Origin of the sequence: Pseudomonas sp. PSE1(2024) (genome assembly GCF_050990555.1) — a bacterium.
Taxonomy (GTDB): Bacteria; Pseudomonadota; Gammaproteobacteria; order Pseudomonadales; family Pseudomonadaceae; genus Aquipseudomonas; species Aquipseudomonas aphyarum.
The window spans coordinates 3,510,739-3,537,148 of record NZ_CP158967.1; the positions used below are offsets into that span (position 1 = coordinate 3,510,739).

17 protein-coding genes and 2 riboswitches are annotated in these 26,410 nt (G+C 60.8%); of the genes, 6 read left to right on the top strand and 11 right to left on the bottom strand.

Annotation, left to right across the window (positions count from 1 at the left end):
* Positions 1 to 4: 4 nt before the first annotated feature.
* Both ABTV87_RS15810 and ABTV87_RS15815 read right to left on the bottom strand, forming a co-directional pair.
* Positions 5 to 1,561 carry a TerC family protein gene (locus ABTV87_RS15810; RefSeq protein ID WP_007960262.1) on the bottom strand — a complete coding sequence of 519 codons (1,557 nt, stop codon included), beginning with the start codon at positions 1,559 to 1,561 and terminating at the stop codon, positions 5 to 7.
* A 301-nt stretch (positions 1,562 to 1,862) separates the two neighbouring features.
* A complete protein-coding gene (locus tag ABTV87_RS15815; protein ID WP_433897882.1) occupies positions 1,863 to 2,267 on the bottom strand; it encodes a MerR family transcriptional regulator in 405 nt (134 codons plus the stop codon).
* 79 nt (positions 2,268 to 2,346) lie between these two features.
* Between ABTV87_RS15815 and ABTV87_RS15820 the strand changes: the two genes are divergently transcribed.
* The gene (locus tag ABTV87_RS15820; protein WP_433897883.1) at positions 2,347 to 3,570 is read left to right on the top strand and encodes an NADH:flavin oxidoreductase/NADH oxidase family protein; all 1,224 of its coding nucleotides are present in this window, start codon (positions 2,347 to 2,349) and stop codon (positions 3,568 to 3,570) included.
* 42 nt (positions 3,571 to 3,612) lie between these two features.
* On the opposite strand, the gene ABTV87_RS15825 is transcribed toward ABTV87_RS15820, so the two are convergent.
* From ABTV87_RS15825 to cobW, 6 genes are all read right to left on the bottom strand, one after another.
* Positions 3,613 to 6,198 (bottom strand): KAP family NTPase, encoded by a 2,586-nt coding sequence (locus tag ABTV87_RS15825; RefSeq protein WP_258711827.1) that lies wholly within the window; start codon positions 6,196 to 6,198, stop codon positions 3,613 to 3,615.
* 70 nt (positions 6,199 to 6,268) lie between these two features.
* Entirely contained in the window at positions 6,269 to 7,915 is a 1,647-nt protein-coding gene (locus ABTV87_RS15830; protein WP_433897884.1) for a phospholipase D-like domain-containing protein, read from the bottom strand.
* A gap of 40 nt (positions 7,916 to 7,955) precedes the next feature.
* Positions 7,956 to 8,639, bottom strand: a complete 684-nt coding sequence (locus ABTV87_RS15835; protein ID WP_258713611.1) for a vWA domain-containing protein — start codon at positions 8,637 to 8,639, stop codon at positions 7,956 to 7,958.
* Positions 8,621 to 9,622: an ATP-binding protein gene (locus ABTV87_RS15840; protein ID WP_433897885.1), complete on the bottom strand. Its 1,002-nt coding sequence runs from the start codon at positions 9,620 to 9,622 to the stop codon at positions 8,621 to 8,623. The genes ABTV87_RS15835 and ABTV87_RS15840 overlap by 19 nt, the downstream gene beginning before the upstream one ends.
* 8 nt (positions 9,623 to 9,630) lie before the next feature.
* Entirely contained in the window at positions 9,631 to 13,479 is a 3,849-nt protein-coding gene (cobN, locus tag ABTV87_RS15845; RefSeq protein ID WP_433897886.1) for a cobaltochelatase subunit CobN, read from the bottom strand.
* Between the two features lie 3 nt (positions 13,480 to 13,482).
* Positions 13,483 to 14,556 (bottom strand): cobalamin biosynthesis protein CobW, encoded by a 1,074-nt coding sequence (cobW, locus tag ABTV87_RS15850; protein WP_064381326.1) that lies wholly within the window; start codon positions 14,554 to 14,556, stop codon positions 13,483 to 13,485.
* A 99-nt stretch (positions 14,557 to 14,655) separates the two neighbouring features.
* Positions 14,656 to 14,865: riboswitch (cobalamin riboswitch) on the bottom strand.
* A 903-nt stretch (positions 14,866 to 15,768) separates the two neighbouring features.
* A riboswitch (cobalamin riboswitch) is annotated at positions 15,769 to 15,989 on the top strand.
* 120 nt (positions 15,990 to 16,109) lie between these two features.
* Here cobW and ABTV87_RS15855 point away from each other — a divergent pair.
* From ABTV87_RS15855 to cobM, 4 genes are all read left to right on the top strand, one after another.
* The gene (locus tag ABTV87_RS15855) at positions 16,110 to 16,307 is read left to right on the top strand and encodes a CbtB domain-containing protein (protein WP_007959524.1); all 198 of its coding nucleotides are present in this window, start codon (positions 16,110 to 16,112) and stop codon (positions 16,305 to 16,307) included.
* An 11-nt stretch (positions 16,308 to 16,318) separates the two neighbouring features.
* The gene (locus ABTV87_RS15860; RefSeq protein WP_433897887.1) at positions 16,319 to 17,020 is read left to right on the top strand and encodes a CbtA family protein; all 702 of its coding nucleotides are present in this window, start codon (positions 16,319 to 16,321) and stop codon (positions 17,018 to 17,020) included.
* Positions 17,017 to 17,430: a cobalamin biosynthesis protein gene (locus ABTV87_RS15865; RefSeq protein WP_007959522.1), complete on the top strand. Its 414-nt coding sequence runs from the start codon at positions 17,017 to 17,019 to the stop codon at positions 17,428 to 17,430. The genes ABTV87_RS15860 and ABTV87_RS15865 overlap by 4 nt, the downstream gene beginning before the upstream one ends.
* A gap of 91 nt (positions 17,431 to 17,521) precedes the next feature.
* Positions 17,522 to 18,268, top strand: a complete 747-nt coding sequence (gene cobM, locus ABTV87_RS15870; protein ID WP_375747256.1) for a precorrin-4 C(11)-methyltransferase — start codon at positions 17,522 to 17,524, stop codon at positions 18,266 to 18,268.
* A 103-nt stretch (positions 18,269 to 18,371) separates the two neighbouring features.
* Here the strand turns inward: cobM and nfuA are convergent, their stop codons facing one another.
* From nfuA to ABTV87_RS15885, 3 genes are all read right to left on the bottom strand, one after another.
* Complete coding sequence (nfuA, locus tag ABTV87_RS15875) at positions 18,372 to 18,956, bottom strand: Fe-S biogenesis protein NfuA (RefSeq protein ID WP_007959519.1); 585 nt, start codon at positions 18,954 to 18,956, stop codon at positions 18,372 to 18,374.
* Positions 18,957 to 19,047: 91 nt separating this feature from the next.
* Complete coding sequence (locus ABTV87_RS15880) at positions 19,048 to 20,049, bottom strand: acyltransferase family protein (protein WP_433897888.1); 1,002 nt, start codon at positions 20,047 to 20,049, stop codon at positions 19,048 to 19,050.
* A 59-nt stretch (positions 20,050 to 20,108) separates the two neighbouring features.
* Complete coding sequence (locus tag ABTV87_RS15885; RefSeq protein WP_433897889.1) at positions 20,109 to 22,403, bottom strand: fatty acid cis/trans isomerase; 2,295 nt, start codon at positions 22,401 to 22,403, stop codon at positions 20,109 to 20,111.
* Positions 22,404 to 22,561: 158 nt separating this feature from the next.
* Here ABTV87_RS15885 and metH point away from each other — a divergent pair, with 158 nt between their 5' ends.
* Complete coding sequence (gene metH / locus ABTV87_RS15890; RefSeq protein WP_433897890.1) at positions 22,562 to 26,272, top strand: methionine synthase; 3,711 nt, start codon at positions 22,562 to 22,564, stop codon at positions 26,270 to 26,272.
* Positions 26,273 to 26,410 lie beyond the last annotated feature (138 nt).

Genomic DNA, 26,410 nt, shown 5'->3' on the forward strand with positions numbered 1-26,410 from the left:
GCCGTCAGGCCTCACGCACCAGCAACACCCGCGTCACGCGACGCTCTTCGACTGCCATCACGGTCATGCCCCAACCTTCATGTTCCAGTCGATCGCCCTTCATCGGCAGGCGATCCAGCAGGCTCATCACCAGCCCGGCGAGGGTCTGGTAATCCTCGGTCGGCTCGGCGCGAAAACCGGTGTGCTCGCGGATGCGGGTCAGATTCAACGCACCGTTGACGATGTACCCGCCCTGCTCTTCGACCACGTCGGGGCCGGCGATTTCGCTGGCGTCCGGCAGTTCGCCGGCAATCGACTCGAGAATGTCGGTCATGGTCAACACACCGACAAAATCACCGAACTCATTGACCACAAAGGCAATGTGGGTCGAGGCCGCACGCATTTGTTCCAGTGCGTTGAGGATCGAATAGCTGTCCAGCAGATTGACGGTCTTGCGCGCCAGGTGTTCCAGGTTCGGCTCGTTGCCGGCCAGATACTCCTTGAGCAGCTCCTTCTTGTGCACGAAGCCCAGCGGCTCATCGACCGCACCGTTACGAATCAACGGCAAGCGCGAGTAGGACGAATGCATCAACCGCGTACGAATAGCCTCGGCGTCGTCCGCCAGATCAATGTGATCGACATCGGCACGTACCGTCATCAAGGCGCGAATCGGTCGCTCGGCCAATTGCAGCACACCGCTGATCATCACCCGCTCGCGACGGTCGAACAGCTCCGCGCTCGGCGCTTCACCGTTATCCAGCAAGTCGGAAATCTCCTCGCCGACCTCTTCCACCGCCAGTTTGCGACCACCCAACAGACGCATTACCGCATGGGCCGTGCGCTCGCGCATCGGACGCAAGCCCTGCATCGAGCGCTTGCGACGGGCGCGGGCGATCTGGTTGAAGATCTCGATCAGGATCGAGAAACCAATGGCCGCGTACAGATAACCTTTCGGGATGTGGAAGCCCAGGCCTTCGGCCGTCAGGGCAAAACCGATCATCATCAGGAAGCCCAGACACAGCATGATCACCGTCGGGTGGGCGTTGACGAAACGGGTCAGCGGCTTGCTGGCAACGATCATCACACCGATGGACACGACCACCGCGATCATCATCACCGCCAGTTCATCGACCATGCCCACGGCCGTAATCACCGCGTCCAGGGAGAACACCGCGTCGAGCACGACGATCTGCGCCACGATCGGCCAGAACAGCGCATAAGCGGTGTTGGTCGAACGTTCGCCAATATGGCCTTCCAGCCGCTCGTGCAGCTCCATGGTCGCCTTGAACAACAGGAACACACCACCGAACAGCATGATCAGGTCACGGCCGGAGAAGCTCTTGCCGAACACTTCGAACAACGGTGCCGTGAGGGTAACCAGCCAGGAAATACTCGCCAGCAGGCCAAGACGCATGATCAGCGCCAGGCTCAAGCCGATGATGCGTGCGCGGTCGCGCTGATGCGGCGGCAGTTTGTCCGCCAGGATCGCGATGAACACCAGGTTGTCGATACCCAGTACCAGTTCCAGCACGATGAGTGTCAACAAGCCCAACCATGCCGTGGGATCCGCTAACCATTCCATAATCTGTCTCTATCTCTCGTCAGTGAATTCAGGCTGCCGGACACGGCAAAGTGCGGCGCGAAAGCTCGAAGGCTGCGCCAACAACGATAGTCGGTAGTCGGAAGACTGGATGTTGCGAGTGCGTCAAGACCGCGCCGTGGCGCGAGGGGAACGGGGTATCTGGAATAGAACTGGGAGGCTCCGAGAGGGTGTTCATGCAAATCCTGAATGAAAAAAGGCCTTGAAGCGTACAGGCTCTGATGACTTTTCCTACAGCTGGAAATCATTTCAAAATCTGTACGCCGCACACATCTCCGGACTATTACGGGTAAAGCGTCGACAACACCCGGTCGGCATTGGCACCGCAGCTCATGCCTTCGGGCTTGGATTGAATGTTCTCGATCACCTCCAGCAACCGCGTCTTGCTCTGGGCCAGATGCTGCTGCATGACTTCGATCTGCTCGACTTTGCGCGTCAGGCCTGCCACCAGTTCATCGTGCTTGAACTCACCGGTTCCGGCGGCCGGCAACAACTGTTTGAGCTCTTCAAGGGAGAATCCGGCCTGCTGGGCGCTGCGGATGATATTCAGGGTCTGCAGCACTTGTGGCGGGTAACGTCGGTAGCCATTGCCCTGGCGCTCGACTTTGGGAATCAGACCCTGAGCCTCATAAAAACGAATACTCGAAGCGCTCAACCCGCTCTGCTGCGCCAATTCACCGATTTTCATTTCAGCCTCGATTTGCCCGCTTGACATTAAAGTTAACTTTAAGCTTAGCCTCTCTCCATCACTGATGAGGAGTCAAGCAATGTCGCCCTTCCAGATTTTGAATCTGCCCAACGGTCAGACCGCCGGCAATCGTATCGCCAAAGCCGCCATGGAAGAAAACCTAGCGGACCGTGACCAGGCACCGTCCCGCGAACTGTTCCGCTTGTATCAGGCCTGGGCCGAAGGCGGCGCCGGGTTGCTGCTGACCGGCAACGTGATGATCGACCGCCGTGCCATGACCGGCCCCGGTGGCGTGGTGCTCGAAGACGAGCGGCATCTGGATCGTTTCCGCCAATGGGCCGAAATTGCCCGCAGCGGCGGCGCGCAGGTCTGGGTCCAACTCAATCACCCCGGCCGTCAGACCTTCGCCAACATGGGTCAGCAAGCGCTGGCGCCGTCAGCGGTGGCACTGGAAATGGGCTCGTTCTCGAAACTGTTCTCCGAGCCCAAGCCAATGACCGAGGACGATATCGAAGAAGTCATTCAACGTTTCGCCAAAAGCGCCGCGCTCGCCGAAAAAGCCGGATTCACCGGCGTGCAGATTCACGCTGCTCACGGCTATCTGCTCAGTCAGTTTCTCTCGCCGCTGACCAATCGCCGCACCGACCGCTGGGGTGGTTCGCTGGAAAACCGCGCGCGCCTGTTGCTGTCGGTGATCGAGGCCATCCGCCAAGCGGTATCGCCGCAGTTTTGCGTGGCGGTGAAGCTCAATTCGGCGGACTTCCAGCGCGGCGGCTTCGACACCGACGACGCGCGTCAGGTGATCGAATGGCTCAACGAGCAACCAATCGACCTTCTGGAACTGTCCGGCGGCAGCTACGAAGCGCCAGCGATGCAAGGCGAAGCGCGTGACGGACGCACCCTCGCTCGCGAGGCGTTCTTTCTGGAAATGGCCACTGAACTTGCCAGCGTCGCCCGGATGCCGGTGATGGTCACCGGCGGTATCCGCCGCTTGCCCGTGGTCGAACAAGTGCTGGACAGCGGCATCGCCATGGCCGGCATCGCCACAGCGCTGGCCATCGAGCCGAACCTGGTCAAACACTGGCGCGAAGGCCGCAACAGTGAGCCGCAACTGCCGCCGATCCGCTGGAAACGCAAACCGCTGGCCGCGCTGGCGAACATGGCCGTGGTGCGCTTCCAGATGGCCCGCCTGAGCCGTGGCCGCCAGCCCAAGCCCGAGGTGTCGGCACTCTGGGCGCTGATCCGCGACCGCTTGTACCTCAGCCGCCGGACCCGTCAGTACAGACAGGCGATGTCTGCCTGATACTGATGAGCCATTTAAGGCGAACGGCTGATTCGCTATGGATTAGCCATCAAACGAGTAACGTTGGATGATGCCCGTGTATTTTTCGACTCGATACTTCGATCCACCTTTCTGTTTCGAAACCATCCCTGTGTAGATATCCAGAATTTCACCAAAACGTTTGTATTCGGCTCGGAATTCATCCGTTTGTTTGTAAAGAGTCAGCGATTTGATGTCGCTCATCGCGCAACTGCCCGACGTATTCGCTAGGGACTTCAGCACTTGTGAAAAACAAACCGGAGTTCCCATTGCAATCGCCAACAGAGTCAGCAGAACCTTGTATTCACCGACGTCCAGCGCCTTGATGTCTTCAGTTTTGAGGCTGGCCTTGATCAAGCGATAGACGTTCAGGAAACGAAGCGCACGTCGGGGGGACGGACCAATGCAGGGCGCAAGCTTTTGCAATGCGTCGGTCTCACCTGGCGTGATGTGCAGTGCCTGGGCAGTAACATCTTCAACGTCGGGAACGTTCACTCTGGCATGGCCATCGAGTATCGAGCCTATCGGTTTCACGGACTCGGCACCTTTCATTCTTTCCAGCCGTCCATTCAAGAACTGCGCACTGGACGCCTTGTCCATTGGACGCATCCAATAGGGAATCTGGAAAATCTTCTCCAGATAGTCAGATACCGATGCTGTCTGTTGTTCTCCGACTTCACCCATCAATTCCGGATAATGTTGAAGCAATGCCTTGCGTACCCAGCGCACATCGACGGCAACCATCACCACGAACAACGGGAACGTCAGTAACAGATGCACCGCCTGCAAGACTTCTACAACTTTATCCGGCGAGCACCGATCCAGATCATCGATATAGAGCACAATGCGTTTGAATGATTGAACGTCAGTTTCAGATTGCTCTGCCGTTGCTTCTAACTTCGCAATGTCCTCATCATCCAGCAACGTTTTGTTCTCCTTCAGAAACTCCTTCATTTTCGCAGCAAATGCCTCACGTTCCGCCTCGACGGACTCCCTCAGGCTGCCCGCTTCGGCCACATTAAAGGCCAGCTCTTCGAAGTCCTTGCGTACGGTAGCGATCAGTCCCAAGTGCTGCGCGTAGGCCCCGTCAGTCGCGCGGGCACGAACAAATTTTTTCAGGCGACCGGCCCCTGTACCTTGAGAGAAATCGTGGTTAGCCAAAGCCAATTGCTCGCTGGTGACCTGCACCAATGCCTTGGCCTCTTCGACGCAAGCATTCATCCTGGCCAACCCTTCGCGCGCGGCCTCAAACGACTTTTCCTTATCGGCAAGCTCGCTCTTGATGACTTTATCCAGGGCCTTCTTGCCGGCTTCCAGTTGTTTCAATGCCGCGCGAGCCGTATCCCAGATGTAGCGCAGACGAGTCGTCACCGCCACCACTGCAAAACTCGACAGAATCAAGCCCTCATGCAGACTTTCCAGTGAAGGAAACTGGTTTTTTAGCAATGTCAGCCCTGTCGCGAGCCATGGCAACGCCAGAATGAGCGTGGCGAATGCCCCTACGCTCCACCAATTCAGCAGTTGAGACTTGTAACCGGTGGCCAGCAACCTGGCTTTTCCAGCCTCGTTACCTAATGCACTGGATATGCTCTGAAAATCCTTGACGCTATCAGCCAAAGTATCGATTCCAAGTAATCTGGCAGCGTTCGCCATCTCGGTTTTTGCCGCTTGAACCTCTTTGGCTGGAGCATCGGCGCCGAGAATCTCACTCAATGTTTCAAGATAGAGCAAGGGCGAAGTAACTGTTTTTGCATGAGCCTCCTCCAGTTCATTACGAGCCTTGAGCAGTTGCTCTGCGGCAGCGCGCTGCTCACGGCGGCGACGTACCAGTTCCTGAGCAGCATCCATCGTCAACATTCGAGAAGTCGACAAATGCTCGAGCAAAGGGTCACGTACCTCGGGATTGTGCTTTATGTACCAGCGATCCAGTTCGATGAACAAGTGACTGACAAGACTGGCCCACAGGTTGGTCTCCGCGTAATGCCAGGCATTGAATCGAATCTGTACGACATCCGTATGAAATGCCTCCGAACCTGACTCAGGGGCTTGGGCAGTCGGTTTGCCTTGGCTCAAACGCTCGATGTGTTGATAGATCAGCCGCATGAAGAACGACTTTCCGCTGCCCCAGTTACCAAACAATCCAATCGCCAGCGGAGGCGTGAAATCCTTGGCAACGGCCAGGCGTGCAAACGCTTTCGCCTCATCGTTTGCACCCAGGCGATCGTCCAGATCAGTTGCCCATGGGTCATCGTTCTGAGTAATCGCTATGGATGTGCTAGCCGAAGGGTTGATCCGCTTTTCCTGGGCTGATTCAAAGGCCCGTGCCATCTCCACTACCTCTTTGGGTACCTGAAGTGGTGGGTCTTGTTGGGGGATCTCTGATTGCACGGAGGTTTCATTTGATGCTGCGTTGGACTTTTCACGTACGGTTTGCTTGGTTTCTGATGACCGAAAAAGATTTTCTGGCGGGATACGCTGCCTTGAACGCTGCCCCTGTAACGGATCCGTTTGACGCGAGTCAGTTGAACTTTCGTCTGGTCTTTTCGAGTTCTCGTCGCGCTTTTGCAAGCTCTCGTCAGGCCGTATCGAACTCTCTATTTTGTTATCCATGACCTACTCCGGCTCATATGAGCAACCTGAGAAAGAATTCGGTGAAAAGGTATAAGCCCTCTCGCCCTCGCTAACGCCCGGCAAATCGCAGGCGAGACAATTGGCGCAGATCGTCCTCGACGTAGTAGTCGTTGGTCCAGCTGTCATCCGCCGCCAACGGCTGTACCTGCTTCAACGCCAGTTTCTTCGCGAAGTAGCGAAAACGGTAATGCTCGTAGAACCGCAGCAGTTCCAGGCCATAACGGTCCGCCAGATCGGTGTCGCCGCGAATGATCAGGTAGTTTTCGTCATTGCCGTTGCTGGCCGAGGTACTGAGGTTGTGGCTGCCGCTGATGATGGTCGGGCTGTCGCTGGTGAAGTCGGTGACCACCGCTTTGGTGTGCACCAGCAGGTTGCCCTTCTGGCCTTTCATGTTTTCCCGCAGCCAGCCTTCCAGCCCGGTGTTGAGCAACGCGGTGGCGGCGAATTCGGCAGTTCGGTCAGCGTGAAACCCGGTGATGCGGCTGACCGTGTTTTGCAGGCCGTAACGCAGGATGTCGTCGTGGGGCTGGCCGAGCAACGCGTTGAGAATCGCGTCGGGCAAGGCGAATGCGGTGACGAATAGCAGGTCTTTCTTCGCCCCCTCGATGATATCGACGAACTCCCGCAGATCGGCGCCGCCGGTACGCGGTGAAAACCCGGCGAACAAGGGCTGCGCCGGGTTCATCGGGTTGTGTTGGGTGATCCAGTCGCGAGTGGTGCCGACGTCCGCCGGCTCGGCCCAGATCTGTTCGAAGGTTTTCAGGTAACTCGCGCTGACCGCCGAATCGTCCAGCACATGTACCACGTTGGCCTGGCGGTACACGCCGTTGGCGGTGAAGTTGGTGCTGCCGCACAGTACGGCTTCTGGCTGGCGCTCGCCGCCTCCGTCGAGGTGGCTCAGGACGATGAACTTGTTATGGAAAATGTTGTGAGTGACCCGCCCGCGCTTGCTGCTCGACGGCAGTTTCGCAAGGCTTGCTTCGTTGATCGTGGTGTCTTCGTCGTCGGGTCGGGCGTGATACAGCACGCGCACCTGAACACCCCGTTCGAACGCCGCGTTCACCGTGTCGATGATGGCTTGCAACTGGTATTCGTAGATCGCGATATCCAGTGCCCACTGGCCGTCGACTGCACGCTCGATAAACCCTTGCAGGCGCCCGAGCAGACCGTTCTCCAGCCACTGACGCGCCGCATCGGGCCAGGCTTCGACGGGCATGTTTTTGTTGGCGCTGATCTGTGCGTCGAGATCGGGAAATTTGCGCTGAAACGCCTGACTGGCGGCCACGGCACGGTTAAAGATCACGCCCTGGTTGGCGGGATGACCGTCGTCGGAGCGGATTGTCAGTTCCAGCGCTTCACCGAGTTGCGGCACATCCGGCGTGCCATACGCCAGGTGCACGCGATAGTGAATCGTCATGCCGGGATTGACCGCGTAATCGGCCCAGCGAAATTTCTGCAGCGGCGCCTTGTCGCTCGGCGTGGCGTGAAACTGCGGGAAGGTGTGAACCTTGCCGGGAAAAGTCAGGCTGTTGAACAGGAACAGCCACGGCTTGTCGCCCTGCTGCTTTTCGATGGCAAACCCCAGCAGACCTTTGCGGCGGGGTTCGGCGAGGTCCATGGCGAGCAGCACGCCGTTGGTGCCGGCGTAGGCCTTGACGCGAAAATCGTCCTGCGGATTGGCGACCAGTACGCGCATGATTCACTCCCTGTGATTTGGCCTTACTGCAGCATAGCTCTCAGACCGACAACAACTCGTCGATATGCCGGTAATCGGCGTCCAGTGCTGTCGCCAATTGTTTCGCGCGGCCCAGGCGAATCGGCCCGCGCTCGATATCGATCAACAGGCCCGGGCACGCGAGCCCGGGCAGTTCCGGACAGTCTTTCAATCGGCCATCGGTGATCACCAGCAACCGGTGCTGTTCGGCGGGGAAACGCTTGCGCCGCACCGCCAGCCAATGCCCGGCTTCCGTCAGCGCTGCCAACAGAGGCGTGCCGCCTCCCGCGCCCAAGCCATCGAGCCACGCGCGTAACCCGCTGGAGGCCTTCAGCCCCTGCACCTGCCATTTCGGCGCAGCGCCGCTCGCGGTCAACAATGCAAGCCGTGCGCGCTGCCGGTAAGCGTCGTCGAACAGTTGCGCGAGTACGCCCTTGGCATCGCTCAATGCCTGATGGCGACGGGTCGAAGCGGAGGCGTCGACGATCACCAGCCACAGTTCATGGGGCGTGCGGGTGCGCAGTTGAAACAGCAGATCCGCTCTGGTTTTCGGACGGCCATTGAGCAAGGTTCCGGGCCAGTTCACCGAGCCACTGCGAGCCGCGTGACGCTTGCCCTGGCGACCGTTATCGAGGCGTCCGGCGCGGGGTCTGGCATTCGCCCCCGCTTCGGATCGGGGGCGAATGCCTAGGGCTTTTTTGGCCAGACAGGCACTTCGCGGCGAGCACCGGTGGCGAGGGCTGGGGCCGGCATTTCGCCCCACTGCCCCTGCCCTTCGCTCGGTTCGGCGTTAGTGCCGGATGGCGATTGCGCCGGTGGCTGCGAGCTGGTCGAAGACTGTTCGCGGCGACGATGGCGCAGTGCAAACTCAGCCACAGCATCGATGTCCTGCTCGGCGATGGCCTCGGCGCCGCGCCACGCCGCATGAGCCCGCGCGGCACGTAACCAGACCAGATCGGCGCGCAAACCGTCGACGCCAGCCGCGAAGCAGCGCTCGGTGATCTGCGCCAACGCCGCATCATCCAGCGGAATACCCGGTAAAACCTTGCGGGCGTTCTCGCAGCGCTGACGCAGAGCTTGCTGCTCAGCCTCCCACTGCGCACAGAACGCCTGCGGATCGCTGTCGAAATCCAGCCGACGACGAATGATCTGCCCGCGCTCGGCCGGCGCCGTATGACCGCTCAGGGCGACGTTGAGGCCGAACCGATCCAGCAATTGCGGACGCAACTCACCCTCTTCCGGGTTCATCGTGCCGATCAATACGAACTTCGCCGAATGCCGATGGGAAATCCCGTCACGCTCGATCAGGTTGGTGCCGCTGGCAGCCACATCAAGCAGCAGATCCACCAGATGATCCGGCAGCAGATTCACTTCATCGACGTACAACACACCGCCGTCAGCCTTGGCCAGCACACCCGGAGAAAACTGCGCGCGCCCATCGCTCAATGCCGCGTCCAGATCCAGCGTGCCGACCAGTCGCTCTTCAGTGGCGCCCAACGGCAAGGTGACGAACTGACCGCTGGCCAACAGATCCGCCAGACCCCGGGCCAGCGTCGACTTTGCCATGCCGCGCGGGCCTTCGATCAGCACGCCGCCGATCTTCGGATCGATGGCCGTGAGGTACAGCGCCAGTTTCAGATCATCGGCGCCGACCACGGCGGAGAGCGGGAAATGCGGGGTGTCGGTCATGTTCAGTCTCAGCTCTCTTCTTCTATGTCCAGCAGCAGGTTTTCCAGGGCCTCTTTGTAGGCGCCCGGTTCCTGCCACATCCCGCGCTGCTGTGCTTCGAGCATGCGTTCGGTCATGTCGCGCAGCGCGTGGGGATTATGCTCGCGCACAAAGTCGCGGGTCGCCGGGTCCAGCAGATACGCATCGGCCAGCAAGGCGTACTGGTGATCGTCGATCAGTTGCGTGGTGGCGTCGAAGGCAAACAGGTTATCGACCGTCGCCGCCAGTTCGAACGCGCCTTTATAGCCGTGGCGCTTGACCCCGTCGATCCATTTCGGATTCGCCGCCCTTGAGCGGATGACACGGTTCAGCTCTTCCTTCAAGGTGCGGATTTTCGGCAAATCCGGCTGACTGTGATCGCCGTGGTAACTGGCCGCTGCTTCGCCGCGCAGGCTTTCCACGGCGGCGAGCATGCCGCCCTGGAACTGGTAATAGTCGTTGGAATCGAGCAGGTCATGCTCGCGGTTGTCCTGGTTTTGCAGCACGGCCTGCACCTGGCTCAGGCGCTGGACGAATTGCTCGCGGGCGGCGGTGCCCTCATCGGAACCGCCGTAAGCGTAGGCGCCCCAGTTCAGGTAGACCTCGGCCAGATCCTCGCGGGTTTGCCAGAGTCGACCATCGATGGCGCCCTGCACGCCCGCGCCATAAGCGCCGGGTTTGGCGCCGAAAATCCGCCAGCCGGCCTGACGCCGGGCAGCCTCTTCATCCAGCCCGGACTGGCGCAGCGCCTCACGTTCGGCACGCACTTTGGCGGCCAGCGGGTTGAGATCGTCCGGCTCGTCCAGTTCCGCCACGGCTTGTACGGCAGCGTCGAACAGGCGGATCAGATTGGCGAACGCATCGCGGAAAAATCCGGAGACCCGCAACGTGACATCGACCCGAGGCCGGTCGAGCAGCCTCAGCGGCAGAATCTCGAAATCATCGACCCGCTGACTGCCGGTGGCCCACACCGGACGCACGCCCATCAGCGCCATGGCCTGGGCAATGTCATCGCCGCCGGTACGCATGGTCGCGGTGCCCCACACAGAAAGACCGAGTTGGCGCAGGTGATCGCCGTGGTCCTGCAGGTGTCGTTCGAGAATCAGGGTTGCCGACTGGAAGCCGATGCGCCATGCCGTGGTGGTCGGCAGATTGCGCACGTCGACCGAATAGAAATTGCGCCCGGTGGGCAGTACGTCGAGGCGGCCGCGACTTGGCGCTCCGCTCGGGCCGGCCGGGACGAAACGGCCGCTGAGGGCATCAAGCAAGCCGTGCATTTCGGCCGGGCCGCAGGCGTCCAGACGCGGGGCGATCACTTCGCGCAGGTTCTCAATGATCGCGCTGACTTCAACCCAGCGCGGCTCCTGTGGGAGCGAGCCTGCTCGCGATGGCGTCAGGTCAGGCCATTCCGTTTTGAATGACCCACCGCTATCGCGAGCAGGCTCGCTCCCACAGGGGGATGGCAGTGACTGGGAGATCAACTGGGTGGCGAACAGCTCCAGGCGCTCGCGGGTATCTCCCGCCGTGCGCCAGACTTCATCGCTCAGCGATTGCAGTTCCATTGGGCGCAGGCCAGTCCAGGGGTCGGCAAGTGCACAATCCAGCGGATCGAACCCCAACTGAAACGCCTTGGCCAACGCCCGCAACAGACTGGATTGCGCCCCTTTGCCATCGCCACGCGGAATCCGCAGCAGCGCCAGCAAGGTGTCGATGCGCAAACGCCCGGTCGGCGACTCACCGAAAACATGCAAGCCATCGCGGATCTGCGATTCCTTCAAGTCACACAGATAAGTATCCAGACGCGGCAGCCAGATCGCCGCATCGGCATCGCTGTCGAGGGCTTCGTCGAGTTGCAGTTCGCGATCAATCTGCGTGTCACGCACTAACTGGAGGATGTCGCGCTGCAACTCCCGGGCACGGCGCGGATCGAGCAACTGAGCTTCGTAATACTCGTCCGCCAACAGTTCCAGATTGCGCAGCGGACCGTAGGTTTCGGCACGGGTCAGCGGCGGCATCAAGTGGTCGATGATCACTGCCTGAGTGCGACGTTTGGCCTGGGCACCCTCGCCCGGATCGTTGACGATAAACGGGTAGATATTCGGCAGCGGCCCGAGCAATGCGTCCGGCCAGCAGTTCTCCGACAGGCCCACGCCTTTGCCCGGCAGCCATTCGAGGTTGCCGTGCTTGCCGACGTGGATCACGCCGTGAGCGCCGTAGGTCTGGCGCAGCCAGAAATAGAACGCGAGGTACGCGTGCGGCGGCACCAGATCCGGGTCGTGATACACCGCGCTCGGATCGACCTGATAACCCCGCGCCGGTTGAATCCCGACGAAGGTCAGGCCAAACCGCAGGCCGGCGATCATCATTCGCCCGTCACGGCACATCGGATCGTTTTGCGGCGAACCCCAGCGCTCCAGCACCGCTGCGCGATTGGCTTCTGGCAATGCGTTGAACATCGCGAGGTAATCGTCCATCGCCAGGCTTTGCTGGCACGGGCGCTGATCGAGGGTGTCGAGGTCATTGCTGACGCCGCCGAGCAATTGCTGGATCAGTTCGGTGCCGCTGTCCGGCAGTTCGGCCGGCAACGGATAACCTTCAGCCTGCAACGCTCGCAGGATATTCAGCGCGGCAGCCGGCGTGTCGAGGCCGACGCCGTTGCCGATGCGTCCGTCCCGGGTGGGGTAGTTGGCGAGGATCAACGCGATGCGCTTTTCAGCGTTCGGCACCCGCGCCAGATCGACCCAGCACCGCGCCAGTTCGGCGACGAAATCCATGCGCTCGGGTTGGGCCCGATAACACACCACATCGGACTGACTGCGCTCGCTGCGCCAGGCCAGATCCTTGAAGCTGATCGGCCGGCTGATGATCCGGCCGTCGAGCTCCGGCAAGGCGATGTGCATCGCCAGATCCCGCGGGCCGAGGCCCTGCTCGCTCTCGCGCCAGCCGGGTTCATTGTCCTGGGCGCAGATCGCCTGAATCACTGGAATGTTGCGACGAAACGGCCGCAGGTGCGGCGCTTCCGGGCTGGACTGGGCGAAACCGGTGGTGTTCAAAATCACCGAGGCCTCGACCTCATCCAGCCAGTCCTCGACCACCGACAGGCAGCCGGGCTCTTTCAAACTGGCCACGGCGATCGGCAGCGGATTGAGTCCGGCAGCCTGTAACCGTTGGCAGAACACGTCGATAAACGCCGTGTTCGCCGCTTGCAAATGCGAGCGATAAAACAACACCGCCGCGACCGGTTGACCGGGCAGCCAGTCGGCTTGCCAGTCACTCAGTGCGGCGGTGCTTTTATTCGGGTGGTAAATCGCCGTGCGCGGCAGCGTGTGCGGCTCGCCCCACACGTAATCCCGCGCCAGCCAGCGATTGGCCAGGCAACGGAAAAAGTCCAGCGCATTGCCCATGCCACCCTGACGTAAGAACTGCCAGAGCCGGTCGCGATCCTCGACGCCCACGGTGCTCAAGTCACTGAGTTCCGGGTCGGGCCGGTCATCGCCCGGCACCAGAATCACCTGCACGCCACGCTCGGACAGCTCGACCAGCCGCTCGACGCCATAACGCCAATACGCGATGCCGCCGTGCAGCGAAATCAGAATGACCTTGGCGTGACGCAGCACTTCATCGACGTACAGGTCGACCGACGCATGGTTCTGCACCTGCATCGGGTTGGCCAGCCGCACGCTCGGGTAATCCTCGGGCAGTTGCTGCGCCGCTTCGGCGAGCAGCGCGAGGCTGGAATCACCGCTGCACAGGATCACCAGCTCGGCGGGGGTTTGTCCAAGGTCGGCAATGTTGTCATCCGACACGAAACCGCCGGGCTGGGTCCTGAGCATGTGCATGGCTTAAACGCTGAGCGCGGCGCGCAGTTGCGCTTCGAGCTGGGCTGCGTCCAGCTCCTGACCGATCAACACCAGACGCGTCACGCGCACCTCATCGGCGCCCCACTGACGGTCGAAGTGCTTGTCGAAACGCGTACCGACGCCCTGAATCAGCAGACGCATCGGCTTGTTCGGGATCGCCGCGAAGCCTTTGACCCGCAGGATGCCGTGCTGAACCACCAGTTGCGTCAGCGCGTCGAGCAGCAGGCTTTCGTCAGCTTGCGGCAGTTCGATGGAGATCGAGTCGAAGGCGTCGTGATCGTGGTCGTCGTGATCGTCATCGCCTTCACCGTGGTGGTGATCGTGATGGCTGTGGCGGCTGTCGATGTGTTCTTCGGAACCGGCACCGAGGCCGATCAGCACGTCCAGCGGCAGACGACCGTTGCTGGCTTCGATGATTTTCACCGCTGGCGGCAGTTCTTCGGCGACTTCCAGACGGACGCGCGCGAGGTCTTCAGGGCTGGTCTGGTCAGCCTTGTTGAGGATCACCAGGTCGGCGCTGGCCAGTTGGTCGGCGAACAGCTCGTGCAGCGGCGATTCGTGGTCCAGGTTCGGATCGAGTTTGCGCTGGGCATCGACCTGATCCGGGAACGCGGCGAAGGTGCCGGCAGCCACGGCCGGGCTGTCGACCACAGTAATGACCGCGTCAACGGTGCAGGCGCTGCGGATTTCCGGCCACTGGAAGGCTTGCACCAGCGGCTTCGGCAGGGCCAAGCCCGAGGTTTCGATCAGGATGTGGTCGAGGTCGCCGCGACGGGCCACCAGTTCACGCATCACCGGGAAGAACTCTTCCTGAACCGTGCAGCACAGGCAGCCGTTGGCCAGTTCGTAGACGCGGCCGGTGGCTTCTTCTTCGGTGCAGCCGATGGTGCATTGCTTGAGGATTTCACCGTCGATGCCCAGCTCGCCAAACTCGTTGACGATCACCGCGATGCGGCGGCCCTGGGCGTTGTCGAGCATGTGCCGCAGCAAGGTAGTTTTGCCCGAGCCGAGGAAGCCGGTGACGATGGTGACGGGGAGTTTGGCCAGTGTTTTCATCGGATGCCCTTTGGCAAGGTGGCGGGCATACGGGACGAGACCGGCAACGCGGGTGCGTGCCTGGAGAGTTCGCCACCGGATCACCCCGCCCGGTTGAAAGTGAGAATCTGTGACGAGGCAGGTCTCCTGGCTGACGGTGTTCGGGCCTTGGCCCGGTATTCGCTGCGCCTTCCCGCTGGCTCTGGATTGAGTTGGCAGTGGCGTGGCAGCGAACAGCACCGTTCACAGTTGCGGGGGCAGCCGCGGCTTGGACCGCGTTCCCTTCTTAGCTTCGGCGTGGGCCGAAGAACCTCGAAAGCGCAAGGCTACGCAGGGTGTGGGGATGGGTCAATGGTTCGTGGAGTTTGGGATTGAGAGCATATCCGTTGCTTCGGGTGCTGCCGCTGGCGGTTTCGCTCTTACAGCGAGTCCCTTTTTCAAACGCCAAAAAGGAACCAAAAGGCTTTTGCCCCGGCGTACGGCACTTCGCTTAGGCTCAGTGTTCCCTCGCTACGGTGTCCACCAGGGGGCATCGCCTACGGTTTGCTTCGCTGCACCTCCTCTCGATGTATGCGGCTCCGCCGCACGGCGCTACGCGCCTACCCCCTGATGGACACCTCCGCTCGGCCTGCCGAAGGGGCTTGAGATCAAAAGCCAGGGCCAGGGCCAGAGCAAAAGCCAGATCAAGAGCCCCCCTCACCCTAGCCCTCTCCCGGAGGGAGAGGGAACTGAACGAGGTGTTTGGGAGAGCTACGCCGACGTGAAGTACCGAGTCGAACTCAAGTTTTGAAAAAACCACAAATCGGCTCCCTCTCCTCGGGGAGAGGGCTGGGGTGAGGGGTAAACCCACCACAAAACCAAAGCCGAACACCCAAGCTCCTCCCCACTCAACACAATGAGCGTTAGCTCGAGTACCGCTTTTGATCGCAGGGCCCGTCGGCAGGCTGAGTGGAGGGATTGATCCGGGGGTGGGAGCGCAGCGACCGTGCGGCGCAGCCGCATGCATCGAGAGGAGGTGCAGCGAAGCAAACCGTAGGCGATGCCCCCGGATCGATCCCGGAGCGAAGGAACCCCGAGCCTCAGCGAGGGGCCGTACGTCAGGGTTAGAGACCTTTTGGTTACTTTTGGGGCGTTTGCCAAAAGTGACCCGCCGTAAGGGCGGAACCCTAAGCAGCCATAACCGCAGCAACGGATCTGCCCACAAAATTGACTAAATTCCCCAACCCATGGTCTCCTACACAACTTGTTACGGGTGCCCCTCACAGGGTGAAACGGGAAACCGGTGAATCATGTGCTTTACTCTAAAGCCATGTCAGTCCGGTGCTGCCCCCGCAACGGTAAGCGAGCGAAGCGTCAGATCCACTGTGCCCACAGGCATGGGAAGGTGACGCTTGCAGGTCGGCAGACAGCCACCCCTCGTGAGCCCGGAGACCGGCCCGCAACACACAGTGCGCGACATCGCCACTGAACATAACAAACCCGCGGTGGGCGGGCGCTGTTCGAACCTCTGCGTGCCCGACCGCAGGGGTTTTCATGCGCTCTATTCACCCGCTGACACTCCAGAGGGAAGCGCCATGTCGATCATCAGCAGCACCGGCAGCAATTCGGACAAGATATCCAGCACCACCACCCTGAGCCAACGCCTGACCGCCGCCGTCTGCGCGTCGATCCTCGGTGCGTGCCTCGTGTATTTCGCCGGTTTCTCGCACATCGAAGCGGTGCACAACGCCGCGCACGATACCCGCCACAGCGCCGCGTTCCCGTGCCACTGAGACCTGACGACATGATCAAGCGTATTGCGCAGACCGCAGGTTTCACCGGCCTTCTGGCCGCCCTGCTCCTGACGTTGCTGCAAAGCTTCTGGGTTTCGCCGCTGATTCTGCAGGCCGAAACCTTCGAGAAAGCCGAACCGGTTGCCGAAGTTCACGAACACGCCGCCGGCACCGCCGCCCATACACACGATGCCGAAGCCTGGGAGCCGGAAGATGGCTGGCAGCGCGTGGTCTCCACCACTGGCGGCAATCTGGTGGTTGCCGTGGGTTTCGCCCTGATGCTGGCGGGTCTGTACACCCTGCGTGCGCCGACCAAAACATCGCAAGGCCTGCTCTGGGGTCTGGCCGGTTACGCGACCTTCGTGCTCGCCCCGACCATGGGTCTGCCACCTGAATTGCCAGGCACTGCCGCTGCGGATCTGGCCTCGCGGCAGATGTGGTGGATCGGCACTGCGGCCTCCACCGCTGTCGGCCTGTCCTTGATCGCGTTCAGCCGTCACTGGCTGATGAAGATCCTCGGCGTGGCGATCCTTGCCGTGCCGCATGTGATCGGCGCGCCACAACCGGAAGTTCATTCGATGCTCGCCCCGGAAGCCCTCGAAGCCCAGTTCAAAATCGCTTCGCAGCTGACCAACGTCGCGTTCTGGCTGACCCTGGGCCTGATCAGCGCCTGGTTGTTCCGCCGCAAAAGCGAAGGTCAGTACCACGCATGACCGATGACAGCGCAGCGCCGACCTTCGTGGTCGGCCTGGGCTGCCAGCGCGGCTGCCCGGCCAGCACGCTGCGTGCATTACTTGACCAGGCGTTACAGGCGCATCGAATTGATCTTGAGAAGGTCAAGGCGCTCGCCAGTATCGACCTCAAGCGCGACGAACCCGGTTTGCAGGAACTCGCCACCCAACTGGCGCTGCCGTTGCTGTACTTCAGCAGCGAAGAACTGGCCAGTTACCAGCAACGTTTGAGTCATCACTCACAGATCGCCTTCGAACGCACCGGCTGTTATGGCGTAGCTGAAAGTGCCGCTCTGGCCCTCGCCGAACAGTTGATCAGCGGCCCGGCAAAACTGCTGATTTCGCGGCAAAAGTACGCTCAGGCAACTCTGGCATTGGCCGGCGCGGCGTAAATTCCCGATAATCCCCGCTTTCGATCATGAGCATTCTTCATCTGAAGGGCTTGTGACGCACCGCCCTGCCCCTTTTCTACAGGATCCAACGATGACCGTTTACTTCATCGGCGCCGGCCCCGGCGACCCGGAATTGATCACTGTCAAAGGCCAGCGGCTGATCCGCAGTTGCCCGGTGATCATCTACGCAGGTTCGCTGGTGCCGACGGCGGTGCTGGAAGGTCATTGCGCTGAAACCGTGGTCAACAGCGCCGAGCTGCACCTGGAGCAGATCATCGACCTGATCAAGGCCGCCCACGCCAAGGGACAGGATGTGGCGCGGGTACATTCGGGGGATCCGAGTCTGTATGGCGCCATTGGCGAGCAGATTCGTTATTTGCGCGAGCTGGATATTCCGTTCGAGATCATTCCCGGCGTCACCGCCACCGCCGCGTGCGCCGCGCTGTTGGGCGCCGAACTGACCCTGCCGGACATCTCGCAAAGCGTGATTCTTACCCGATATGCGGACAAGACCGCGATGCCGGTTGGCGAAGAGCTCGGCAATCTGGCGCAGCATGGGGCGACCATGGCGATTCATCTGGGGGTCAATCATCTGGAGAAAATCATTGCCGAACTGCTGCCGCATTACGGCGCGGATTGCCCGATCGCGGTGATTCATAGGGCAACGTGGCCGGATCAGGACTGGGTGGTCGGGACGCTGGAGGATATTGCCGGGAAAGTGGCGGCGAAGGGGTTTCGGCGTACGGCGTTGATTCTGGTTGGGCGGGTGTTGGGCAGCGATCATTTCAGTGAGTCTTCGCTGTATCGCGCGGGGCATGCGCACCTTTTTAGACCGTGAATGGGACGCGGAGCGTCCCGGGCTGCATTCCCACGCAGAGCGTGGGAACGATCAAAAAAAACGGCGCTCACGGGGCGCCGTTTTTCATGCCGCAGCGAACGCCTTAGTAGTAGGCGTTTTCTTTCTGCGTGTGGTCGGTCACGTCGCGAACGCCCTTGAGCTCCGGAATACGTTCGAGCAAGGTGCGCTCGATGCCTTCCTTCAGGGTCACGTCCGCCTGGCCGCAGCCCTGGCAACCGCCGCCGAACTGCAGCACGGCAATGCCGTCTTCAACCACATCGATCAGGCTGACCTGCCCGCCGTGGCTGGCCAGCCCCGGGTTGATTTCGGTTTGCAGGTAATAGTTGATGCGCTCGTTGATCGGGCTGTCGGCGTTGACCATCGGGACTTTGGCGTTTGGCGCCTTGATGGTCAGCTGGCCGCCCATGCGGTCGGTGGCGTAGTCGACGACGGCATCATCGAGGAACGCTTCGCTGAACGAGTCGATGTAAGCGGTGAAGCTTTTCAGCCCCAGCGCCGTGTCTTCAGGTTTCTCTTCGCCCGGCTTGCAGTAGGCAATGCAGGTTTCGGCGTACTGGGTGCCAGGCTGGGTGATGAAAACGCGGATGCCGATGCCCGGGGTGTTCTGCTTGGAGAGCAGATCGGCCAGGTAATCATGGGCGGCGTCGGTAATGGTAATAGCGGTCATGGAGACTCCTCGCAGGCTTGAGGCGGAGTTTACGCCAATCGGCGCGCGGCACAAAGTCCTAGTATTTACGTAGGAATAGTTCGCAAATCGGCTAGGCGCCAGGTTCGCCGTCAATCCGCGCTTTAAGCCATTGATAACTGCGTTTTTCGACCCATTCGTAGCTCAGCCACGAACCGATAGCGATGGCCAGCGCACAGACGACAAACATCAAATACGGGTTGATCCCATAGCGTCGGGCCAGATAACCGCCGGCCGACAGCACCAGCACGTGCATCAGATACACCGAGTAAGAACAGTCGCCCAGCAGCTTGAGTAACCTGTTGCGCTCGACATGCCGCTCCAGCGCCATGCTGGCCATGACCAGCACTGCACTGGGCACGCCCCAATTCAGCAAACGGGGTTCCGGTGGCAGGTGATAGATCGCCAGCAACGCCACCCCGATCCCCAGTAACGGCAGCCACAGCGCCGGGCCGATCCATCCTCGACGGTAGAGCATGCCGATACCGATCCCCAGCAGGAACTCATAAACGATGTCCGAGCGATAAAACTCGCTGACCCAGCCAAACCCGGTCCAGGCCTGGCACACCGCAAACAGCAGCGCCGCGACCACCAGCAAGCGCACTTGCAGCCGGAACAACAGCGCCCAGGCGAACAGCACGTAGAACAGCATTTCGTAATTCAGGGTCCAGCCGACATTCAGGGTCGGGTAGATCCCGTAGCCGCCGGGATTTTCGGTCGGGATAAACAGCAACGACAGCAGCAAATGACTCCAGTCCACCGTCTGATCCGGCAGCAACGGCCGGGCGAACACCACCAGCAACGCCATCAGCACCGTGTAGAGCCAATACGCCGGGACAATGCGAAACAGTCGATACAACAGAAACCGCGCCGGCGGCAGCGCCTTGCCTTCGGTGGACAGGAAAATCACCAGCCCGCTGATCACGAAAAAGATATCGACGCCCACGGCGCCCTTGTCGATGAACAGCTGGCCTATCGGCCCGCGCGCCTCGAAGTCGAAGAAAATCTGCATGAAGTGATGGCAGACCACCGCCCACGCGGCGAGCGCTCGCAGGGCCTGCACTGAAATCAACATCGATGGTGCTCCCGATCCCGTACTTCACAGGATTGGGACAACCGCCATCGCTCAAACGATCAAAGATTCTCGTACCGGTTCATGTCCAGCACACCCTCTTCCACCGGGTCGGTTTCGTGGATGTACTGGCTCAAATCATGGAAATAGAACCAGAACTGCGGATGGCTGCGGCGGATACCCCAACGTTCGACGATTTTCTCGAACTGCGCGGCGTCCTTCGCACTCTCCATGGCATCGACAAACGCCGGCACCTGATCCGCCGGGATGTTGAACATGAAATTCGGGTAGCTGCTTAGCACACCCGGATAGATCGTCAGCGTGTCCAGCCCCGGTTGATAGCGCAGCGATTCACCGAGCAGGAACGCCACGTTGCTGTGCGCACGGTTGCGCAGCAGGCTGTAGACCTCGCGCTTGCCGCTGCGGGTTTCAACCCGAAGCATGGTCGCTTCCGGCAATTGATCGATCACTTTCAGGCCGGCTGCCGGGCGCGAAGTCAGGCGACTGAGGGCCTGCTCGGCGTTCTGCAACGCCGGATCAATGTTCGGGCGCGAGCAATAAGCGTCTTCGCAGCGGTTGATCGGATCCGGACGCGCATTGAGATCGCCGTAGCGCGCCAGCAATTGCATGGCGAAATCGTGCTTCGGGTCTTTCTCGTCGAGTTTCAGCGCGGTTGGCTTATCGTCATCGATGGCTTCGTAATCGAGCCACATCTTGAACTGGCCGCTGCTCTGGTACCAATCGTCGAGGTAACCCTCGCGGGAGTCGGCGGGCATCAGGCGCAGGAAGTTCTGTTCGGCACCGTTGCGGATCAGGTCGAAATACAAGCGCGTTTGCGCCTGATGGGAAACGTTGCCGAACACATCGAAATTCACCGCCAACTGGTAATAGGTGCGCTCCAGCAGCGGATAGTCGAACAGCCACATGGTCTGCGGCACTTCGCCGATCAGGCCTTTGGTCACAGAAGCGCTGTCGAAGTGGCGGAAGATGCTGAGCAAGGCGTTGTCGTTGCCTGCCCACAGGGTCGACCAGCTCGGCGCCGGCAGATCGGCGTAGCTGTCACGGCGCAGGGCTTCGTATTTGTTGCGCTTGTTGCGGTAGTTGTGCCACAGGCTCAGGACACTGCCGACATCGTCGTTCTGCCCCGGCATGGCCAGCAACGGCGTGGCCTGGCCACGATAGTTCGGGTCGGTGATGTACAGATCGTGTTCCGGCGCCTGGAACAGCGCCCAGAAGTTGTCGCGGATCACGTCGGTCGCGATCTGCCCACGGCACACCGGGCCGCGAATAAAGGTGCGCACGAAATACTCGGCGTTATCGAGCATGAACTGATAACGCGCCTGCGCCGGGATCGCCTCGAAGGTCGCGAACGGGTTGGCCCGGCTCTGCGGCCCGTAGCCTGGCAAGGCATTGACCTGCCAGTTGCCGTTGTAGAACAGGCTTTTGACCCGCGCCATCTTCGCCGCGCTCAGCGGATAGGTGATGTGGGTCTTGTGCACGATCACGCCCTGCACCGGCCACAGGCGGTAATACACCTGAGTGCCCGGATCGTCGTTCGGGCGGCGGGTGGCGATCAGGTCGATCGGCTGGCCGGTCGGCGTGCGCGAACGCACCCACTGGAAGTAATGCCCCGGCTCGCCGTCCTTGAAATAGATGTGCGCCAGGAACCAGTGCTCGTACAGCCAGCGCCCGACCAGACTTTCCCGCGCGCCGGGCTGGTTGAGCAGGTTTTCCCACTGGACGATTTGCAGCGCTTCCTTGGTGCTCGGCGCCAGGCCTTGCTCATCGATCGGCGCGCCGGACGCCAGCCAGCGTTGCAGCGTCTGATATTGCTGATCGGTCAGGCCAGTCACCGCCAGCGGCATGCCCTCTTTCGGGTGGGCGCCGGCATAGCCGTCGAATTCGGCGGGCATCGCGCACAGGTTCTCGCGGTTGAGGCCCAGCACGATGTCTTCCGGCAGCTTGGCGTTGGGGGTCAGTGGTGTTTTGTGTCCCAGCTCCAGCATGCGCGCCATCAGCGCGGCCTGGCTGCCTTGGGCGTCGAGCACCGAATAGAAGTCTTTCTGCTGCCAGGCACGTTTGCCGAAGGCGTCATAGAACAGCCGCGTGGTCGGTGCCGCCTGGGTGCGTTCGCCATCGTAGACCGGCATCTTGCTCGCGCCACGGGCCGCGCCTTCGCCGCTGCCAAGGTTCAACTGACAGGCAGAGTCGTAACACGCATGGCAGGCCACGCACTTCTCGGTGAAGATCGGCTGGATGTCTCGGGTGTAGGAGATAGGAGAAGAAATAGCGGGACTCTGCGCCGCCGCGCCAAAGCTTAAAAACAGCAATGCAATGCTGATGACGCGGTACGACATATCCCTGATCCTGATCCTGAAGAAAAACGCCGCGATTCTACCGTTATGACGCCCGTACCAACATGAGCGATATTCATGCAAAATCGCCACATGCTCTAAATCGGCACAGGTTTGTTATGATCCCGCTCCTTCGTCATGGTCTTTTTCGAGTAGTCCCAATGTCCGATCGCAGCGTCCGCCTTCAAGCTCTCAAGCAAGCTCTCAAAGAGCGCATCCTGATTCTCGACGGCGGCATGGGCACGATGATCCAGAGCTACAAGCTCGAAGAGCAGGATTATCGCGGCAAACGCTTCGCCGACTGGCCGAGCGACGTCAAGGGCAACAACGACCTGTTGGTCATCACCCGCCCTGATGTTATCGGCGGTATCGAAAAAGCTTATCTGGATGCCGGTGCCGACATCCTGGAAACCAACACCTTCAACGCCACCCGGATTTCCATGGCCGACTACGGCATGGAAGAACTGGCCTACGAACTCAACGTAGAAGGCGCACGACTGGCGCGCAAGGTCGCTGATGCCAAGACTGCCGAGAACCCCGACAAGCCGCGCTTCGTCGCCGGCGTGCTCGGTCCTACGAGTCGCACCTGCTCGCTGTCGCCGGACGTCAACAACCCGGGCTATCGCAACGTCACCTTCGATGAACTGGTGGAAAACTACACCGAGGCCACCAAAGGCCTGATCGAGGGCGGTGCCGACCTGATCCTGATCGAAACCATCTTCGATACCCTCAACGCCAAAGCCGCGATCTTCGCCGTGCAAGGCGTGTTCGAAGAACTGGGCTTCGAGTTGCCGATCATGATTTCCGGCACCATCACCGACGCCTCCGGCCGTACCCTGTCGGGCCAGACCACCGAAGCGTTCTGGAACTCCGTGGCCCACGCCAAACCGATTTCGGTGGGTCTGAACTGCGCCCTCGGCGCCCGCGAACTGCGTCCGTACCTGGAAGAACTGTCGGACAAGGCCAGCACCCACGTATCGGCGCACCCGAACGCCGGTCTGCCGAACGAATTCGGCGAGTACGACGAGCTGCCGGTGGACACCGCCAAAGTCATCGAAGAATTCGCCCAGAGCGGTTTCCTCAACATCGTCGGCGGTTGCTGCGGCACCACGCCGGGCCACATCGAAGCCATCGCGAAAGCCGTCGCTGGTTACGCGCCACGGCAGATTCCGGACATTCCAAAGGCCTGCCGCCTGTCGGGCCTGGAGCCGTTCACCATTGATCGCAGCTCGCTGTTCGTCAACGTCGGCGAGCGGACCAACATCACCGGTTCCGCGAAATTCGCCCGCCTGATCCGTGAAGACAACTACACCGAAGCCCTGGAAGTCGCCCTGCAGCAGGTCGAGGCCGGCGCCCAGGTGATCGACATCAACATGGACGAAGGGATGCTCGATTCGAAGAAGGCCATGGTGACCTTCCTCAATCTTATTGCCGGCGAGCCGGACATCTCCCGCGTACCGATCATGATCGACTCCTCGAAGTGGGAAGTGATCGAAGCCGGCCTCAAGTGCATTCAGGGCAAGGGCATCGTCAACTCGATCAGCATGAAAGAAGGCGTCTCGCAGTTCATCCACCACGCCAAGCTGTGCAAGCGCTACGGCGCCGCCGTGGTGGTGATGGCGTTCGACGAAGCCGGCCAGGCCGATACCGAAGCGCGCAAGAAAGAAATCTGCAAACGCTCCTACGACATTCTGGTCAACGAAGTCGGCTTCCCGCCGGAAGACATCATCTTCGACCCGAACATCTTCGCCGTGGCCACCGGCATCGAAGAACACAACAACTACGCTGTGGACTTCATCAACGCCTGTGCCTACATCCGTGACGAACTGCCGTATGCCCTGAGCTCCGGCGGCGTGTCCAACGTGTCGTTCTCGTTCCGCGGCAACAACCCGGTGCGCGAGGCGATCCACTCGGTGTTCCTGCTGTACGCGATCCGCGCCGGCCTGACCATGGGCATCGTCAACGCCGGTCAGCTGGAGATCTACGACCAGATCCCGCAGGAACTGCGCGACGCCGTTGAAGACGTGATCCTCAACCGCACCCCGGAAGGCACCGACGCCCTCCTCGCCATCGCCGACAAGTACAAGGGCGACGGCAGCGTCAAGGAAGCCGAGACCGAAGAGTGGCGCAGCTGGGACGTCAACAAGCGTCTGGAGCATGCGCTGGTCAAAGGCATCACCACTCACATCGTCGAAGACACCGAAGAATCCCGTCAGTCGTTCGCGCGCCCGATCGAAGTGATCGAAGGCCCGCTGATGTCCGGCATGAACATCGTCGGTGACCTGTTCGGCGCCGGCAAAATGTTCCTGCCGCAGGTGGTGAAATCCGCCCGTGTGATGAAGCAGGCTGTGGCTCACCTGATTCCGTTCATCGAACTGGAAAAAGGCGACAAGCCGGAAGCCAAGGGCAAGATCCTCATGGCCACCGTGAAAGGCGACGTACACGACATCGGCAAGAACATCGTCGGCGTGGTACTGGGTTGCAACGGCTATGACATCGTCGACCTCGGCGTAATGGTCCCGGCCGAGAAAATCCTGCAGGTGGCCAAGGAGCAGAAGTGCGACATCATCGGCCTGTCCGGCCTGATCACTCCGTCGCTGGATGAAATGGTCCACGTGGCCCGCGAGATGCAGCGCCAGGACTTCCACCTGCCGCTGATGATTGGCGGCGCGACCACCTCCAAGGCGCACACGGCGGTGAAGATCGAACCGAAGTACAGCAACGATGCAGTGGTCTACGTGACCGACGCCTCCCGCGCTGTGGGCGTGGCGACGCAGTTGCTGTCCAAGGAACTGAAAGCCGGTTTCGTTCAGAAGACCCGCGAAGAGTACATCGACGTCCGCGAGCGCACCGCCAACCGCAGCGCCCGTACCGAACGCCTGAGCTACGCCGCGTCGATCGCGAAAAAACCGCAGTTCGACTGGGCCTCCTACACCCCGGTCAAACCGACCTTCACCGGCACCCGCGTGCTGGACAACATCGACCTCAACGTCCTGGCCGAATACATCGACTGGACGCCGTTCTTCATCTCCTGGGACCTGGCCGGCAAGTTCCCGCGCATCCTCGAAGACGAAGTGGTCGGTGAAGCGGCAACCTCGCTGTACAAGGACGCCCGTGAAATGCTGACCAAGCTGATCGATGAGAAGCTGATCAGCGCCCGTGCGGTGTTCGGCTTCTGGCCGGCCAATCAGGTGCATGACGACGATATCGAGCTGTACGGCGATGACGGCAGGCCAATGGCACGCCTGCATCACCTGCGCCAGCAGATCATCAAGACCGACGGAAAACCGAACTTCTCGCTGGCCGACTTCGTCGCGCCGAAGGACAGTGAAGTGACCGACTATGTCGGTGGTTTCATCACCACCGCCGGCATCGGCGCCGAAGAAGTGGCCAAGGCCTATCAGGACGCTGGCGACGATTACAACTCGATCATGGTCAAGGCCCTGGCCGACCGTCTGGCCGAAGCCTGCGCCGAGTGGCTGCACCAGCAGGTGCGTAAAGAGCATTGGGGTTACGCCAAGGATGAAGCCCTCGACAACGAAGCGCTGATCAAAGAGCAGTATTCCGGCATCCGCCCTGCCCCGGGCTATCCGGCGTGCCCGGATCACACCGAGAAGGCCACCCTGTTCGCCCTGCTCGACCCTGAGGCCCAGGAAATGCGCGCCGGTCGCAGCGGCGTGTTCCTGACCGAGCACTACGCAATGTTCCCGGCGGCAGCGGTCAGCGGCTGGTACTTCGCCCATCCGCAGGCGCAATACTTCGCGGTGGGCAAGGTCGACAAGGATCAGGTGCAGAGCTACACCTCGCGCAAAGGCCAGGAACTGAGCCTGACCGAGCGCTGGCTGGCGCCTAATCTGGGTTACGACAACTAATACAGCTTCACGAAATACCCTGTGGGAGCGAGCTTGCTCGCGAAAACGGTCGATCATTCAGCATTAATGTTGAATGGCGCGCCGCCATCGCGAGCAAGTCGGATCGTCGCACCGTCGCTCCCACAGTTCGTTTTGCGG

Excerpts from the sequence above, each read along its gene's own strand:
- ABTV87_RS15810 (WP_007960262.1), bottom strand. The coding sequence starts at position 1,561 with ATGGAATGGTTAGCGGATCCCACGGCATGGTTGGGCTTGTTGACACTC.
- ABTV87_RS15815 (WP_433897882.1), bottom strand. The coding sequence starts at position 2,267 with ATGAAAATCGGTGAATTGGCGCAGCAGAGCGGGTTGAGCGCTTCGAGT.
- ABTV87_RS15820 (WP_433897883.1), top strand. The coding sequence starts at position 2,347 with ATGTCGCCCTTCCAGATTTTGAATCTGCCCAACGGTCAGACCGCCGGC.
- ABTV87_RS15825 (WP_258711827.1), bottom strand. The coding sequence starts at position 6,198 with ATGGATAACAAAATAGAGAGTTCGATACGGCCTGACGAGAGCTTGCAA.
- ABTV87_RS15830 (WP_433897884.1), bottom strand. The coding sequence starts at position 7,915 with ATGCGCGTACTGGTCGCCAATCCGCAGGACGATTTTCGCGTCAAGGCC.
- ABTV87_RS15840 (WP_433897885.1), bottom strand. The coding sequence starts at position 9,622 with ATGACCGACACCCCGCATTTCCCGCTCTCCGCCGTGGTCGGCGCCGAT.
- cobN (WP_433897886.1), bottom strand. The coding sequence starts at position 13,479 with ATGCACATGCTCAGGACCCAGCCCGGCGGTTTCGTGTCGGATGACAAC.
- cobW (WP_064381326.1), bottom strand. The coding sequence starts at position 14,556 with ATGAAAACACTGGCCAAACTCCCCGTCACCATCGTCACCGGCTTCCTC.
- ABTV87_RS15855 (WP_007959524.1), top strand. The coding sequence starts at position 16,110 with ATGTCGATCATCAGCAGCACCGGCAGCAATTCGGACAAGATATCCAGC.
- ABTV87_RS15860 (WP_433897887.1), top strand. The coding sequence starts at position 16,319 with ATGATCAAGCGTATTGCGCAGACCGCAGGTTTCACCGGCCTTCTGGCC.
- ABTV87_RS15865 (WP_007959522.1), top strand. The coding sequence starts at position 17,017 with ATGACCGATGACAGCGCAGCGCCGACCTTCGTGGTCGGCCTGGGCTGC.
- cobM (WP_375747256.1), top strand. The coding sequence starts at position 17,522 with ATGACCGTTTACTTCATCGGCGCCGGCCCCGGCGACCCGGAATTGATC.
- nfuA (WP_007959519.1), bottom strand. The coding sequence starts at position 18,956 with ATGACCGCTATTACCATTACCGACGCCGCCCATGATTACCTGGCCGAT.
- ABTV87_RS15880 (WP_433897888.1), bottom strand. The coding sequence starts at position 20,049 with ATGTTGATTTCAGTGCAGGCCCTGCGAGCGCTCGCCGCGTGGGCGGTG.
- ABTV87_RS15885 (WP_433897889.1), bottom strand. The coding sequence starts at position 22,403 with ATGTCGTACCGCGTCATCAGCATTGCATTGCTGTTTTTAAGCTTTGGC.
- metH (WP_433897890.1), top strand. The coding sequence starts at position 22,562 with ATGTCCGATCGCAGCGTCCGCCTTCAAGCTCTCAAGCAAGCTCTCAAA.